The sequence below is a fragment of the Paenibacillus sp. JJ-223 genome (assembly GCF_927798175.1).
In the GTDB taxonomy this organism is placed as follows: Bacteria; Bacillota; Bacilli; order Paenibacillales; family Paenibacillaceae; genus Paenibacillus; species Paenibacillus hubeiensis.
Window position 1 is genome coordinate 162,578 of the sequence record NZ_CAKMMP010000013.1, and the last position, 16,046, is coordinate 178,623.

General features: G+C 52.3%; 16 protein-coding genes. 14 read left to right on the forward strand and 2 right to left on the reverse strand.

Annotation, left to right across the window (positions count from 1 at the left end; all coding sequences use genetic code 11):
- Positions 1-87 precede the first annotated feature (87 nt).
- The 3 genes from L6H98_RS21995 (at position 88) to yidC (ending at position 2,952) form a co-directional block, all read left to right on the forward strand.
- A complete protein-coding gene (locus L6H98_RS21995) occupies positions 88-1,713 on the forward strand; it encodes a DUF4173 domain-containing protein (RefSeq protein WP_236419506.1) in 1,626 nt (541 codons plus the stop codon).
- An 82-nt stretch (positions 1,714-1,795) separates the two neighbouring features.
- Complete coding sequence (locus L6H98_RS22000) at positions 1,796-2,149, forward strand: hypothetical protein (protein WP_236419508.1); 354 nt, start codon at positions 1,796-1,798, stop codon at positions 2,147-2,149.
- Complete coding sequence (gene yidC / locus L6H98_RS22005) at positions 2,086-2,952, forward strand: membrane protein insertase YidC (RefSeq protein WP_236419511.1); 867 nt, start codon at positions 2,086-2,088, stop codon at positions 2,950-2,952. The genes L6H98_RS22000 and yidC overlap by 64 nt, the downstream gene beginning before the upstream one ends.
- A 174-nt stretch (positions 2,953-3,126) precedes the next feature.
- On the opposite strand, the gene L6H98_RS22010 is transcribed toward yidC, so the two are convergent.
- Positions 3,127-4,203 carry a LuxR C-terminal-related transcriptional regulator gene (locus L6H98_RS22010; RefSeq protein WP_236419513.1) on the reverse strand — a complete coding sequence of 359 codons (1,077 nt, stop codon included), beginning with the start codon at positions 4,201-4,203 and terminating at the stop codon, positions 3,127-3,129.
- A gap of 125 nt (positions 4,204-4,328) precedes the next feature.
- Between L6H98_RS22010 and L6H98_RS22015 the strand changes: the two genes are divergently transcribed.
- From L6H98_RS22015 to L6H98_RS22050, 8 genes are all read left to right on the forward strand, one after another.
- Positions 4,329-5,036 (forward strand): class I SAM-dependent methyltransferase, encoded by a 708-nt coding sequence (locus tag L6H98_RS22015; protein WP_236419514.1) that lies wholly within the window; start codon positions 4,329-4,331, stop codon positions 5,034-5,036.
- Positions 5,020-6,117 carry a saccharopine dehydrogenase NADP-binding domain-containing protein gene (locus L6H98_RS22020; RefSeq protein ID WP_236419516.1) on the forward strand — a complete coding sequence of 366 codons (1,098 nt, stop codon included), beginning with the start codon at positions 5,020-5,022 and terminating at the stop codon, positions 6,115-6,117. Before L6H98_RS22015 ends, L6H98_RS22020 begins: the two co-directional genes overlap by 17 nt.
- 73 nt (positions 6,118-6,190) lie before the next feature.
- Positions 6,191-6,484, forward strand: a complete 294-nt coding sequence (locus L6H98_RS22025) for a hypothetical protein (protein ID WP_236419518.1) — start codon at positions 6,191-6,193, stop codon at positions 6,482-6,484.
- A 71-nt stretch (positions 6,485-6,555) separates the two neighbouring features.
- Entirely contained in the window at positions 6,556-7,848 is a 1,293-nt protein-coding gene (locus L6H98_RS22030) for an amidohydrolase (RefSeq protein ID WP_236419520.1), read from the forward strand.
- A gap of 556 nt (positions 7,849-8,404) precedes the next feature.
- On the forward strand, positions 8,405-10,240 hold the full coding sequence (locus L6H98_RS22035) for a UbiD family decarboxylase (RefSeq protein WP_236419522.1): 1,836 nt from the start codon (positions 8,405-8,407) through the stop codon (positions 10,238-10,240).
- Positions 10,241-10,489: 249 nt separating this feature from the next.
- A complete protein-coding gene (locus L6H98_RS22040) occupies positions 10,490-11,569 on the forward strand; it encodes an HD domain-containing phosphohydrolase (RefSeq protein WP_236419524.1) in 1,080 nt (359 codons plus the stop codon).
- Between the two features lie 144 nt (positions 11,570-11,713).
- Entirely contained in the window at positions 11,714-12,220 is a 507-nt protein-coding gene (locus tag L6H98_RS22045; protein ID WP_356723947.1) for an SRPBCC family protein, read from the forward strand.
- A 15-nt stretch (positions 12,221-12,235) separates the two neighbouring features.
- Positions 12,236-12,403, forward strand: coding sequence for a hypothetical protein (locus L6H98_RS22050; RefSeq protein WP_236419527.1), 168 nt, complete (start codon positions 12,236-12,238; stop codon positions 12,401-12,403).
- 32 nt (positions 12,404-12,435) lie between these two features.
- Here L6H98_RS22050 and L6H98_RS22055 read toward each other — a convergent pair whose 3' ends face one another.
- Positions 12,436-13,647: an MFS transporter gene (locus tag L6H98_RS22055; RefSeq protein WP_236419529.1), complete on the reverse strand. Its 1,212-nt coding sequence runs from the start codon at positions 13,645-13,647 to the stop codon at positions 12,436-12,438.
- A 227-nt stretch (positions 13,648-13,874) separates the two neighbouring features.
- Between L6H98_RS22055 and L6H98_RS22060 the strand changes: the two genes are divergently transcribed.
- From L6H98_RS22060 to L6H98_RS22070, 3 genes are all read left to right on the forward strand, one after another.
- Positions 13,875-14,468 (forward strand): TetR/AcrR family transcriptional regulator, encoded by a 594-nt coding sequence (locus L6H98_RS22060; protein ID WP_236419530.1) that lies wholly within the window; start codon positions 13,875-13,877, stop codon positions 14,466-14,468.
- Complete coding sequence (locus L6H98_RS22065; protein ID WP_236419533.1) at positions 14,465-15,550, forward strand: hypothetical protein; 1,086 nt, start codon at positions 14,465-14,467, stop codon at positions 15,548-15,550. The genes L6H98_RS22060 and L6H98_RS22065 overlap by 4 nt, the downstream gene beginning before the upstream one ends.
- A gap of 113 nt (positions 15,551-15,663) precedes the next feature.
- Positions 15,664-15,927 (forward strand): hypothetical protein, encoded by a 264-nt coding sequence (locus L6H98_RS22070; protein ID WP_236419535.1) that lies wholly within the window; start codon positions 15,664-15,666, stop codon positions 15,925-15,927.
- Positions 15,928-16,046: the final 119 nt, after the last annotated feature.

The window sequence follows — 16,046 nt, forward strand, 5'->3', positions numbered from 1 at the left end:
AGAAGTTTTCCGAATCGAATTTTCTATTTATCTTCTTATTTTACCATCTAGAATGGAGAGAAGAACATCTAAATGGAGGGCATTTCCATGATTGAGAACATGTTGTCGTCTCCCAAAAGGGCGCCGATTACGCTATTGGCAGCGATCGTGCTGGCTATACTACACCAGTATTTGTTTTTTGAGAAAACGCCGGGGATATCCTATCCGCTCTTTGTCATCCTGTTTTACGGCTTTATGTTGTCCTTTGCCAAAGACCGGTTGCGGGCGAAGACGTATATGGACTTATTTTTCGCCGGGAGTATTCTACTTTTATCGCTAACGCTTGTGTTATTTGATAACCCGCTGTTCCGCATTCTTAATGTTATGGCCGTACCTGGGCTTGTTTCTTTACATATGGCATATTTGCTTGGACGAAAAAAGCGGAATTGGTGGGAGCCCGGCTTGATCGGAACGGCTTTGGACCATTTGCTGCCGCAATTCATCCGGCACTGGAAAACGCTCGTCCTGATGGCATCCAAAACGGGCGGTAAAGGTAAAGGCATAAACCGGACGCAAAAAGCGATTGTGCTGAAAATATTGGCAGGGCTTGCGATATCTTTTCCGATCCTGATCATCGTTTTGTCATTGCTCAGCTCGGCGGACGGCATTTTCAGCCAACTTGTTTCCGGCATTCCGCAATGGCTGGATCAATTATCGTTTGGGGAAGGTTTCCCGCGAATCGTATGGGTGGTCGTTGCAAGCTTGTTGTTTTTCGGATACGTATGGGGATTTGTGCAGCCCATGACGTATGAGGCCGAGAAAAGAGAGAATGCTTATTGGAAAAACGGAATGAAGGTTTACGGACCAATGCCGCTTGAAACGGGAACGGAAACGGATCCAGCGGGAGACGCAGCTACTAAAAAGGCAGTGGCAGGCCAGTTTTATGGAGCTCAGTCAACCAATCCGCAGCCCGTGAAGCTGGATCCGCTGATCATGGGGACAATCCTTGTGGTTATTAACAGCGTGTATGTACTGTTTGTGTTCGTGCAGTTTGCGTACCTGTTCGGGGCGGGGGAAGGGAACCTGCCATCGGGAATGACGTACGCGGAATATGCTCGCAGCGGCTTTGCGGAGCTGGTATTGGTCACGGGCATCAATTTTGTCATTTTGACGATCGCTTTGCAGTTCACCAACACGGTTGGAAGCGTGGGCACGCGTGTCCATCAAGTGCTGTTGTTTATTACGGTTGGATGTTCAGCCATCATGCTCTACTCGGCATTTGCGCGTCTGCTGCTTTATGAGCAGGCTTACGGCTACACCTACATCCGTTTTCTGGTACATGCGTTTATGATCTTTCTTGCGTTTCTATTGCTGATTGCCAGTTTGCGTATTGTACGCACAACGTTTCCGATGTGGCGCTGGGTTCTGGCGCTCTCCTTGACGGCCTATGTCGCAGTCAACTATGTTGGCATGGATCGAATCATTGCCGAGCGGAATATCGAGCGTTACCATCAGTCCGGGGACGTGGATGCATCTTATCTGGCAGGATTGTCTGCCGATGCCGTTCCGCTGCTGAGTGACTTTGCAAGGAAAGAAAACGAAGAATTGAAAGCATTGCTGCTGGAGCGGCGGCAGCAGCTGGAGGCGGATGGCTCGGTTCATTCATGGCCTTCGTTCAACATTGCCAAATATCGGGCCCTGCATGAATTGCAAACATTGGCAGCAGAAGAGTAACACAAATGTTGTCGTGATTTTATGCAAAATCGATATGTAAGTGTTATAATGTAAAAACGAATATATGAAGGGGGTGAATCTCTTGTTTGAGCTTCACGAATGGTTGCCGTATATTTTCTCCATCGGCCTGATCGTCACGGTGAGTTACGCATATATTGCGCATTTGCACTGCGGACTGGCCGAGTTCTGGGTGAAGGGCGGAGCCGGTGATTATTGGGGCTCCGGCCCGCCGGCGATGCCGATCGAAACGCAGCATAAGCCCGAAAGTTTTTGTCGCAAGGTCAGACGCAGACAGGCCCCGGATGACGATGAACCCGATTGTCACTCCTCGTTGAATGGACGGATGGACAACACACAACGAGGAGGATTTAAATGGAGCATCAATCGAACAAGAGATTCACGCTTAATACGGGACGGTTACGTATACTTGGTTTAATGGCGGCGCTGCTGGCGGTATTGGTATTATCCGGCTGCAGCGGCAACGTGACGGAAATCAACTCATCGACGCCTGGCTTTTTCAATCACTACGTGGTCTTCCCGCTGTCCTATCTCATTCAGCATATCGCCACTTTTTTTGACGGAAGCTATGGGGTAGCGATCATTCTGCTTACGCTGGTCATTCGTCTTGCCCTGCTTCCGCTTATGATGAGACAGGCCAAGTCCCAGCAGGGGACACGGGCGATCATGAACAAAATGAAGCCGGAGCTGGACGCCCTCAAGCAGAAATACGAAGGCAAGTCCGATGCGGCCAGCCGCCAGAAGCTCTCGGAAGAAACGATGGCCTTGTACAAAAAGCACAATTTCAATCCGCTGAATATCGGCTGCTTGCCGCTCTTGATCCAGCTTCCGATCTTGTCAGGAATCTATACAGCCATCCGGTTGACGCCGGAGCTGTCGTCGCATTCGTTTCTCTGGTTCAAGCTGGGGTCGCCGGACATTGCGCTCGCCATCGTGGTAGCGGTCATTTATTTGATCCAGTCCAAAGTATCGCAAGCCAACATGCCGCCTGAGCAGCGAAAACAGTTTGCGATCATGGGATACATTTCTCCGCTGATGATGGCCTTCTTTTCGTTCTCTGCTCCTGCCGCAATGCCGCTATATTGGACAGTCGGCGGATCATTCCTGCTGCTGCAGACACTCCTGTTCCGCAAGCTGTATCCGGTGGACGTTCCGGAAGAGCCGGCAGAGGTGCCAACGAAAAAGGTCAAATCGGGAAAAGCGAAACCGGCGAAATCCTAAGTTGTTTGGCATAGGCGCAGTACAATATGAAGAACAAGTAATCCAATGGCTATAGCAAAAAAGCCTGGTCCGCGATGGATCAGGTTTTTTTTGTATCCCCTCATTGCCACCTGGTTTGACTGAAGAATCAGGATCGATGGTTTCGGGATAACATATGTTTCTGGCAATTGACCATCATGCAGACCCGTCGGATAACTGGAAGCGGGAGACAAAATGCCAAATCAGCTCCCGCCGCGAGGAGACGCCCGTTTTGGAAAAAATCGATTTCAGATGATCCTGCACCGTGTATGCCGATATGTGCATGGCTGCGGCAATGTCTTTGGACGAATAGCTGCGCAGGACAAATCCGAGCAGCTCCCGTTCGCGGGTTGTGAGCCCATGACGCTCCGCCAGCAAAGGCAGCAGTTCCTGCGGCATCGCCTGCTCCAGCCTAATGGCAACCTGGTCAGGACCGGACGACGTTTGCATACGGCTTGCTTGCAGCACCAAATAACGTCCGTCCGGAAGCTGAAAACAGGTTTTGGAAGGGGAGGCAGCGGCCTCACGGAAAATGACGTGGGAGCTGACGGCCCGAACCGGGCGAGGCAGGACGTCGGGGCCAATCTGCTCAAGCAGCCGCATCTGGGTTAACCAGTATCGGGCGGCCATGTTAATAGACAGCAGGTCGAGTTTATGCGATACGATCATCAAACCCGGCTCGACGGGGCTTTCACTACGGATTTCGTCCAACAGGGTCAGGCTGGTCAAGCGCAGCATGCGCGCCATCGATTCTGCCGCTGCCGCGATGAACTGTTGTTCTTCTTCGGTAAACCATGGTTGACCCGCTCTGCGATAAAGGGTCAGATATCCCCAGCATGCGCCTTCGCTGACCAGTACGGTGCGCAGCTCGTCTCCGAATCCGGCAGGCAGCAGAATGCGGTCATAGCGGGGACTGTATTGCGATCGTTCGTGAACCGCTTCGCTCAAGCGGGCCGCGTGTTTCCCCGTACGGATCATATCCGCGTATTTATGGTGGTCCTCTTCGGCATATTCGTTCAGAAACAGTTGGTTATGGATCGATTCGATGCCGGCTTCCGTCACCGCCCCTGTGGACAAAAGCGTCTGGGGATCTACGGTCGTAAAACAGTAGGCATCATAGGGAACGATGTTTTGAATTCGATGCAATACGGTTTCCCGATAGGTGCGCGATGTCCAGGTTTCTTTTTCGAGAGAGGTGATGCGATTTAAACTGCGGTCCGGGTATGCGATCAAACGAAGACCTCCTTTATCGGAAATATCCCAGCCTTCTGGGATGGTTGTTCATATGCATCCTTCTATAATGAATTTAGGGCATATAGCCGTCAAGCCGAACTTACAACCGAAGGAGGGTGACACCCATGAAAGAACAATCTGCCCCGATGAGTTGGGATACCGTTGACGGACGTCGCTACGAGCAATCGATCGCGCATAAAATACCGGGGTACGACCGGATGCATCAGCTGATGGAGCGGCTGCTTGCCGCAACGCTGGAAAACCAAACCGCTGCCAGACTGCTGGTAACCGGAGCGGGAGGAGGGAAAGAAATCACGCTGCTCGGGAAACGGCATCCAGGCTGGACGTTTGTCGGCGTGGATCCCTCGGCTCCGATGATTCGCCTTGCGCAGCAGCGGGTTCACGAAGCAGGCTTGGAATCCCGGGTTCAATTGCACGATGTGACGCTGGAGGAACTGCAAGCGGGCGATCGGTATGATGGGGCAACAAGCATGTTGATGCTGCATTTCATCCAGGGCCTGGAAGCGAAGCGACGATTTTTGAACGAGGTGGCGAATCGGCTTAAGCCAGGTGCACCCTTGATCGTTTCCTCCGTGAATGCAGATCTGGCCTCGCCAGCCTACCCGGCCGTCATGAATGCCTGGAAAAGGCACATGCTTGAAGCAGGTGTTCCCGCCTCGGATTGGGAGCGTTTTGCTGCTTCATTAGGTCATGAATCCGATCCCGTCTCGGGCGAAGAGCTGGTTCGCTTGCTTAGGGACTGCGGATACAAAAATAGTACACGCTATTTTGGAGCGTTCTGGGTGGAGGGGTACTATGCCATCCGTGCATGATTATCAGGCCGAAAAAGATCAAATTTGGGTCATCGGCGGTTATGGCCAAGTCGGCAGCATGGTTTGCACTGTGCTCGCCCGTTCGTTTCCAGGCAAAGTATGGGCGGCAGGCACGCGGCTGGAAAAAGCCATAGAATTCAGCCGCTCCACGGGCGGAGCAGTTCAGCCTTTGCTGTTGGACGTAAGAAAGGGAGTCGATCCCGCCAAATTAAAAAACGTCAAGCTGGTGGTCATGTGCGTCGACCAGATGGATACACGATTCGTGGAAGCCTGCGCGCAGGCCGGGACGGATTATATGGACATATCGGCAAAAGGAGATTTTCTGGCTTTGGTGGAGCCTTTGCACCAAAGATTGCAGAAAGGCAAAGCGACCGCGATGCTCAGCGTCGGGTTGTCGCCGGGGGTGACCAATTTGCTGGTGCGCGCAGCCGGAGCCCATATCGACGAAGTGCTTGAGGTGGATATCACGGTCATGCTTGGTCTGGGGGAGAAACACGGCAAAGCAGCCGTGGAATGGACCGTAGATCAGTTGAATGCCTCGTACCAGGTTATGGAGAACGACAAACTCGTGCTTGTTCGCAGTTTTATGGACGGCAAATCCATTGATTTCGGGCCAAAGCTCGGGAAGCGCAAAGCCTATCGCTTTAATTTTTCCGACCAGCACACGGTTGCCCGCACGCTCGGAATTCCGACGGTATCTACCCGGCTGTGCCTGGATTCCCGCTTCATGACCGGATTGATGTCTTTGGCGCGCAATATTGGCATGTTCCGTTTGCTAAGCGTACCGTCGATCCGTAACGGCACGGTCAAAGCGTTTGACCTGCTGCCCGGCGGTGAAGAGATGTACGCCGTCAAAGTCGATGCCAAAGGCAAGCTGCACGGGAAAGACGTTCAGGTGGAGCAGCTTCTGGTCGGACGCCGGGAAGCGGATGCGACCGCAGCCGTGGCAGCGGCCGTGGCCGAACGCATGTACAGGGAGAGAGCGCCGCATGGCGTCTATCATCTGGAGCAATGTTTTACGCTGGATGACATTCAGAAGGAGCTTGCCGAACCTCTAGAAGTCACGACTAAGGTAATTTAAGCGCAAACATGTTTTTGCCGCCGTTCCCGATCTGTTATGATGGGACAAAGAAGACAGGGGACGGGGGGAGAACGTGGAACCCATTGCGGTATTGCCGTATTACAAAGTGCAGCGCGAGGTGACGGGCATCTCGCAGGAGGTGCTCCTGAGCCATCGTTCCATGGTGTTATATGCTGATCGAATCGTGACGAAATACCGGGAATTCGACCTCGTCAACGTGTTCGATATGTCTTTCCGGCGAATGGGAAAGGAAGGCGGTTTCTTTTATTTGCACACAAGCACGGGAGTGTATCCCTACATGGTGCATGTAGACCCCAGACCCTTCATTCAACGGTTTCATTTAATCAAAATGAAAAAGCGCCCTTGACCTTTCCGCTGCGTCAAGGTTTATCCTCGGTTTAGAGCATCGACATTCTAAACTAAAGGAGCCGTGAAACGATGGGGATATTGATCAGGCAGGTCAACATTCTGAGCATGAAGGATGAGGAAAGTGCCTATTTGGGAGATATCCGGATGGAGGGAGACCGGATTGTCGCGATGGGTTCACAAGTCTCCGCCGAGCCGGGAGACGACATCCTGGAAGGGAACGGAATGCTCGCCATGCCGGGATTGATCAACGCGCATCAGCATACGCCGATGAGTCTGCTGCGGGCGTTCTGCGACGATTTGAAGCTGATGGACTGGCTGGATCGCAAGATGCTGCCCGCGGAAGCCCGGATGACGCCGGAAGACATTTACTGGGGCGCCAAGCTGTCCTTGGCCGAGATGATCCGGTCGGGGACGACGGCTTTTGCAGACATGTACATTCATATGGACGAAATTGCGGAGGCGGTTGCCGAGACAGGCATGCGTGCTTCCCTTACGCGGGGCATGGTATTTATGGAAGACGATGGGGGAGCCCGGCTGCGGGAGGCGGTGGACCTCGTACAGCGCTGGTCCGGCCAGGCAGAAGGCCGCATTACGACAATGTATGGCCCGCATTCCCCGTACACTTGCCCGCCCGGGCCGCTGCGCGAAGTGATTGAAATGGCGGAGAGCGAACAGGTGCCGATCCATATCCATTTGGCCGAAACCCGGGAAGAAACGGTCAAGATTCGCGAAAAGTATGGCATGACGCCTGCCGAGTATCTGGAGAACACAGGTTTGTTTGAAAAAACGCATGTGCTGCTCGCCCACGGGGTGCACTTGAACCGCCGCGACATCGCCAGGTTCAAGGGCATGCGCGGCGGCGTCGCCCATAACCCGGTCAGCAATTTGAAACTCGGATGCGGCATCGCTCCGATCACGGACATGGTGGCCCAAGGCGTTGCCGTGGGGCTGGGCACGGACGGTGCCGGAAGCGCAACGACGGTGGACATGTTCGAAGGGATCAAGGCTGCGACGTGGCTGCAAAAGCTGGACCATGGCGACCCTACGAAGCTGCCGGCACGGGAGGTGCTGCGGATGGCGACGAGCGGCAGCGCCTATCTGCTCAACCTGCATGAAGACGTCGGCGTGCTGGACGTTGGCCGCAAAGCGGACCTGATCCTGATCGACCTGCGAAAGCCGCACCTGCAGCCGATGCACAACGTCGAATCGCTGCTCGCTTACAGCGTGAATGGAGCCGACGTGGACACAACGATCGTGAACGGACGCGTGTTGATGAGACACCGCGAACTGCTGACGTTGGACGAAGAGATCGTGCTGCGTGAAGCGAGAAAACGGGCAGCGCGGATCGTCGAAGGAATATGATAGAATCATCGTTATGGTGCAATTTCCTATTTTCGCAGAGTATGCTCCGGGCCTTAAAGGCTCGGAGTTTTTTGGTGTTTCAAGTCATAAGCGTTTCAGCGCGAGGTTTGAATGCGCCACATCATGATTTTTTATGCAGGATATATCCCGTTTGTCGAAGCAGAGGATCATCTGATAATATAGATGTGATGTGATGTTGAAAGAATCGTCAGAATGCAATGATATATAAACCGCAAAAACATCCACACGTTAACGGAGAGACAGAACCAATCTGGAGAAGCGAAGCGTTCGCATTTATCACCGGATTTTCCCCTTTGAAAAAGGGATTCAAAAAAATCTGGGGGTAATAGCGATCGGAAGATGGTACTGTACTCGCAGTGGCCTGGTGTGATTGATTATTGCGGTTTATATTGATAAAATATTCAATTTCGCAGGACAAGGTTCGTCTGGCGAATGACCGCATCGATAACGCAAGTGATGCACCCCTATGTGAATCGTTGAACATGTTTTTCAAGGCAACCAATGAACACTATTTTATCAAGAATGGAGTTATCCGATGAAATATCGCAGCATGGAAGATTGCATTATCGATTTGGAACGGCACGGGCATCTTGTCCGGGTCAAGGAAGAGGTTGATCCCCATCTGGAGATGGCTGCCATCCACCTGAAGGTTTACGAGGCGAAAGGGCCGGCGCTGCTGTTCGAAAATGTGAAAGGCTCCAAGTTCCCGGCCGTATCGAATTTGTTCGGCACGATCGAACGCAGCAAATTCATGTTCCGCAGCACGCTGGACGACGTACAGCGTGTGATTGGCGTAAGGAACGATCCGATGAAGGCGCTCAAGTCGCCGTTTCAACACGTTCGCACAGCCCTCGCAGCTTGGCAGGCGCTGCCCAAAGAGAAGTCGATCAGTTTGCCGGTGGCCGCACAAGAGATCCAGATTTCCGATCTTCCGCTGATCAAACACTGGCCCATGGACGGCGGGGCGTTTGTCACGCTCCCTCAGGTGTATTCGGAGGATCCGGACAAGCCGGGCATCATGAACTCGAATCTTGGCATGTACCGGGTGCAGCTGAGCGGGAACGAGTATGAGATGAACAAGGAAATCGGACTGCATTACCAGATCCATCGCGGCATCGGCATTCATCAGGCGAAGGCTGTGAAAAAGGGAGAGCCGCTGAAGGTCAGCATTTTTATCGGCGGTCCGCCTGCGCATACGCTGTCGGCCGTGATGCCGCTTCCGGAAGGGCTCAGCGAAATGACCTTTGCCGGCCTGCTTGCCGGCCGCCGTTTCCGCTACAGTTACAAGGACGGGTATTGCATCAGCAACGACGCGGACTTTGTGATTACGGGGGAGATCTACCCAGGTGAGACGAAACCGGAAGGCCCGTTCGGTGACCACCTCGGCTATTACAGCTTGACGCATCCATTTCCGCTCATGCGGGTGCACAAAGTATATGCCAGACCAGGCGCAATTTGGCCATTCACGGTGGTTGGCCGTCCGCCGCAGGAGGATACGTCTTTCGGAGAATTGATTCACGAAATAACGGGCGATGCCGTCAAACAGGAAGTTCCCGGCGTCAAAGAAGTCCATGCGGTGGATGCCGCAGGGGTTCACCCTTTGCTCTTTGCCATCGGAAGCGAGCGGTATACGCCGTATCAGAAAGTGAAGCAGCCTACGGAGCTGTTGACCATCGCCAACCGCATTCTGGGTACAGGGCAGCTTAGTTTGGCGAAGTATCTTTTCATTACGGCCGAGGACGAGCAGCCGCTCGACACGCATCGCGAGATCGAGTTCTTGTCCTATATTTTGGAACGCATGGATTTGCAGCGCGACATCCATTTTCAGACGAATACTACGATCGATACGCTCGATTATTCCGGGACGGGACTGAACAGCGGCAGCAAAGTCGTGTTTGCGGCATACGGGGACAAGCGGCGCGAATTATGCAGAGAGGTTCCCGAATCGCTGAAAGAGATTCGCGGATACGAGAACCCGCGACTCATCATGCCGGGAGTGGTCTGCATGCAAACGGACGCATTCGCCGATTACGCAGACGCGGAGCAGCAAATGCGGCAATTGACCGATGCACTCCAGGAACGGGGAGCGGAAGACGGCTGTCCCATGATCATCCTGTGCGATGACAGCACCTTCATGAGTGCGAATCTGAGCAATTTTTTATGGGCTACATTTACTAGAAGCAATCCTTCCCATGACATATATGGTGTGAACAGCAGATATAGCCACAAACATTGGGGCTGTGATCAGGTCATTATCGATGCACGCGTCAAACCGCATCAAGCTCCGCCGCTGATTCCGGATCCCGCCGTGGAGAAAAGCATTGAACGACTTTTCGCCAAGGGTGGAAGCCTGGCTTCGGTCAACATTTGATTCCGCGAAAAAGCCCAGACATTTAGGTTTGGGCTTTTTCCTATGGTCCCAATGACCTGTGTAGACCCGGGATTTATTTCAAATTCGAAATGAGAATAAAGTCTTACTCGTTCATATTTCCCACCGTGATTAAGGTCATTAGAACTATGGAGAAACCTCGCTGAATATTCGATATTAAGTAATATAGATGTTTCGAGGCCCTGTTGCATTGGGGACTGTACTATAATGATCGTTCAGGGGGAAGCGGATTTGAGAATACATATTTTGAGTTTGCAGGATGGCGATCGTCTCTCTGCAGATACATTTAGCGATGCAGGACTGCACGTTCTGGGCAAGGGGACGGTTCTCAAAAGCGATGACATCACCCTGCTGATGCAGCATCGGGTGGAGTACGTCGACATTGTGGACCGCGAGCAAGGAGAACCTGTTGCAAATGGCGATACAGCAGCTGTGGATGTCCCTGGAATCAGCAAGGAAGAACCGCCGGAAGAGGAAATGAAGCCCCAATTTATTCAAACCGTACATAACTATCAAAATGCTTTTTTGGAAGCACTCACCGTAGGCAAATTCAACGCCACGATGGTGGACGATGCGCTTCAACCCATGGTCGACGGATTGGACGAGCAGAAGGATGTCGTTCATCTGCTGATGATGCTGGAGCGGGATGACGTCAACAACTATACGCACTCGATTCAGGTTGGACTGTTGTCGTTCTATATTGCGACTTGGCTAGGCTATTCGCAGGCAGAGAGCTATGTCATCAGTCGCGGCGGGTATTTGCACGATATCGGCAAATGCAAGGTATCCCACCGGATTCGCAACAAGCTGGAACCTTTTACGCTTGAAGAGCAGCTTGAATACCAGCGTCATACGATCTACGGGCACGATATTATCAAAAGCTCCATGACCGACGAAACAACGGCGCTGGTAGCCCTTCAGCATCATGAACGTGAGGATGGCTCGGGTTATCCGCAGATGCTTGACCACAAGGACATCCATCCATACACTCAAATCGTATCCGTGGCCGATGTGTATATCGGCATGAGATCCGGCAAACACGGCAGCAGCAATCCAAACCTGATCAACAATTTGCGTGATATCTATGCGATGGGTTTCGGCAAACTGAACGGGAAGGCCGTTCAAGCCTTGATGCAGCACTTAATGCCTAATTTCATCGGCAAACAGGTGGTACTGAGCAATGCGGAGAAAGGTGTTATTATCATGAATAACAGCTCAGATATTTTCAAACCGCTTGTCAAGGTCGAATCCGGCCAATATCGCGACTTGTCCAAGGAGCGTAATATCGATATTAAGGAATTGAAGATCTAGCAAAGGAACGCTTCTCGGCACTGGCTACTTGCTTCATATGAAACGGGACTCCTGCACCAAATCAGGAGTCCCGTTTTTGGCTTGCGTGCCTGGGGTTCATTGTGTTTGCTTCAGGGCAAGCACTATACTAGGAGAAACCAGGAAATGGAACCGGTGGAGGGAGTTGCTCCGATGATTGAAGTCCAGACAGAAACGATGATCCATGCTCCGATGGAGCGTTGTTTTGACGCGGCCAGAAACATTGACTTGCATACCCGAACGGTCTGGAAACATACGCGGGAACGAGCAGTCGCAGGAGTGACCACAGGCCTGATCGGCGCAGGGGAGAGCGTCACGCTTGAAGCAACCCACTTCGGCATCCGGCAGCGGCTGACTTCGCGCATTGTAGAATTTGACCGGCCTTTTCTATTCGTGGACCAAATGGAGAAAGGAGCCTTTAAGAGCATGCGCCATGTGCACTCGTTTGAACAACGGGATAATCAGGCCACCTGCATGAGGGATACGCTAATATTTGAGGCCCCTTTAGGCGTTCTGGGTATGATCGCCGAGCGATTGGTCCTTCGGAAATACATGCATGCCTTTCTGAAAAGCCGAAATGCCCGGCTGAAAAACGTTTTGGAAAGTGAATGGTATATTACGTCAAATGATTGAAACGGAGGCTAACCTATGGAAAATGAATATTTCGTCGGTTGGGGTACGTTAGCTTTGATTAATGCAGGGCTCGCACAAGGCAAAAACCGAAGCGGTCTGAACCGGTTTCTGATCTCGCGGCTGTGCGGCCCGCTTGCAACACGGTTTATCGTGGTGTGGAACAAACTTGAGAAGCAGGTATGACATCGCGTGATGGAGAATGCAGAGCCGTGTTACTATTTTCGTTGGCGTATGCGCTCATAACCCCATACGAACAAGGCTAGGCCGCTTACGGAAGCGCCAAGCCAACTAACCCCGCTCCATCCTGCCCATGCGTACATTTGCGTAGAGGCGATGGAGCCTGTGGCGCTGCCGATGGAATAAAACACCATGTATGCGGCAGTGAGGCGGCTTTGGGCTTCGGGACGCTCCTTGTAGATCAGGCTCTGGTTCGTCACGTGAATGGCTTGTACGGCGAGGTCCAGGAGCACGACGCCGACAATGAGGTAGCCAATGGAGTGATACAGCAGACCTATTGGCAGCCAAGAGGCCAGAAGAATGAGCACCGCGATCAGCGTGACGCGCTGGCCGTATCCGGCGTCCGCCAGTTTGCCGGCCTGAGCCGCGGCGAAAGCTCCGGCAGCACCGGCGAGGCCGAAGGCGCCGATGGCCGTATAGGATAAAGACAGCGGTGCCGTGCTCAAAGGCAAAACCATCGAAGTCCACAGAATGCTGAAACACGCAAAAATAAGCATGGCGAGCAGAGAACGCACGCGCAGCACCGGCAGTTCGCGATACAGCCGGAATACGGAACGAACCGTCTGCACATAACTCAGCTTTGACTTGGGGAGCTTGTGTTTTGGGAGCAAGACAAACAAAGCGATGCCGCATACAATCGTGAAACCTGCGGAAAAAAGGTAAACGGACCGCCAGCACAGCCAGTCGTTCAACGTCCCGGCAACGGTGCGTGCCAGCAATATGCCGATGACGATGCCGCTGGTCACCAAACCTACCGTGCGTCCGCGTTTGGCTTCCGGGCTAAGCGTCGCTGCGGCAGCAACCATCGTTTGTGCAGCGACGGCAAGCGTGCCGACCGCGGCGATGCCGATGAGCATGGCGGTTATGGACGTAGAAGCCGAAACCCACACCAGGGCCAGAGCCGATATGCCCATTTGAACGGCAATCAGTGTGCGTTTGTCAACCAAGTCGCCGAGCGGTACCAGCAGCAGCAGACCTGCAGCATAACAAACCTGGGTTACGGTAACGACGATACCGATCGCGGAAGCAGAGACATGAAAGTCGCTGGCAATGGAGTCCAGCAGCGGCTGGGCATAATAAATGTTTGCGACGGAAAGGCCGCTGCAGAGGGCTAACAAAAGAACGACGTATCCGGGCAAAGCAGCAGGGGTTTCCCTGGAAATACGAACTTGTCGTACCGAATTGCTCATGATCAAGCTCCCTTCAGGATGTGAAAATAGTAAGGATTCACCTTATAATGTACCGATCGATACATAATAAAGCTGAATAAAACGATAAGGCATGATCGGATATAATGTCAATAAAAATCTAGGTAACCAGTTCTAAACATCAAAAATGGATGGTAAAGACTTGACGGTGAACGTCAAAATTTTTAAAATATGAATTATACTGAACGGTAATAAAAGGTGGGTTGTCAATGGTTAGAACACGCGAGTTTGATACCGAAAAAGCGTTGGATGCGGCCATGCATGTGTTTTGGGAAAAAGGATTCGAAGCTGCATCGCTGAGCGATTTGACCAGCAGCATGGGCATTCAGCGTCCCAGCCTCTATGCAGCTTTCGGGGACAAAAAAGAACTGTTCGAAAGCACGCTGCGCAGATATAACGCCCTGCATGCATCCCGAATCAAAGCCAAGCTGCAGCAGGAGTCCTCCGTTCGAGCTTCGTTCCGCACCTTGTTCGAAAGCATCGGGACTGCTGAGGAAGAAACGGGGATAAATAGAGGTTGTTTTTGCATTAATACGATGGTTGAACTGGCTCCGCATAATCCGAGGTTTGCCGTGCTTACGCGTGAGCATCAGATGTATCTTGCCGCCATTTTTAAAGAAGCGATCGCGAGGGGACAGGAAATGGGGGAACTATCCGGGACGCTGGATGCACATGCCGTGGCTCAATCGCTCGTCGTTTCGATGATTGGTCTGACGGTCATGATGAAATCCGGACCGGATCAGACGTTTATTCGGCAGAGCATCGATATGGCGCTGTCCGTGCTGGAAGGTGGAGAGCGATGATCCAAACGACGAGCAAGCTGCTTGAGCGATTGAAATCAAACACAGCCCCTGATGCGGCGATCATTGACGCCCATTGCAAAGTGATTTCAAATTACGGGGATCGGTCGGACGCTGCCGCATTGCTGCGAGTTTTTATGGAGCGGCCCGAGGATTATCGTTATACCGCGCTGCTTGGACCAGTGATGCGATGTGGTGACCGGGATTTGGCGGAACAATTGTACCGATTCGCGTTCGAACACGGAAGATTGAAACCGGAGATGCCGTCGGAGCTTCTGCATGTTCTTGGTTATATGGAGTATCCCCTGGATACGAATTACCTGGTAGATTGCGTACTTGAAGGGGATTGGTACCTGTCGAAAGATGCGTGCCTTGCTTTGCTGCATTTGCCTTGCGAAGAGCAACACCACCGGCTGGAAGAGGCGGTGGAACAAGTGGTCGGGCAGGCGATTTTCTCGGAATTTTTGCCTGCATTGTGCGTGAAGTGGGCTCCTGCGGCGAATATGGTTCCCCGACTTGTCGAGTGGGGGAATCGTGCATCGACCGACTGCAATGCAGGATTGGTTCTGGGAATTGCCCTGTACGGCCCCTCCCAGAAAGAGGTGCTTAAACGTCTGTTGTTGGAGCCTGGCTGGGATTTGTGCCAGAACGGAACAGGCAGTCATTGGTGGGCATATATGGCGATGCCATTGACAGGATTGAGTGTTCGTGAATTGATCGCCGAGCTGCGGCTAAACGAAACGAACACGGCCTCAGATCATCTGGCGTCTGCACCCTGTGCAAACAGGAGCGATTCTGCCCAATTTTCGGCAGTGCACCGATATCAGGTGCTTCATGATTTGTTGCAATTCACAATGGAAGCTCCGGATCATCCGCTTCGGCATGCACAAAAGCTACAGGAATCGATGGAAGATCTGTACCAGCAGTTGTTTGCATGGAGCACGCCGCATGAAGATGATTCCATTATGGGCCGGATTGGATTCGATTTGGGCATAAATCATTTCATGATTGACCGTTATAGCGATCTTCGTTCCAAAATGGAAATGTGCATAAGCCGAGAACTGGAACAGGGTGAACGCCGCTGACTCTCTTACCCTTAATCTGTAACTTTATGAAACTTTATGTATATTCAAACGTATGAAAGGCAAAGACGTGTATCTTTCCCGAATAACGTTGAATGCAGATAAGGAGGGGGAACATGCGGCTGGTACTTAACCGAATCATGTTGATTGCATTTTACTTGGTAGGCGTGCTTTCCACGACGTTGGGCAATACGGGCATGGTCACTTTTGGGCTGGTCACGCTGGGCGTGCTGGCGCTTGTCGTGATTGAGGCAACCTTGAGAATGACCGACCAATCCAAACAGGATGCTTTGTATGCCAAGGTTCGTGCCATCGTTCAGGTACTGGTGGCCATACTCGTTACGGCAGCTTTGTTCAAACTGGTTTGGTATTTCTTTTAGATCACAGCAGAACGTTGGAGCAATGCCGATTGCACGACGATCACAGACACAGACCGGGTAGAGCTCAAGTTTTCAATCATTACATAGGTACGAAGGCAATTGCTGCTTTTCAAACGAGT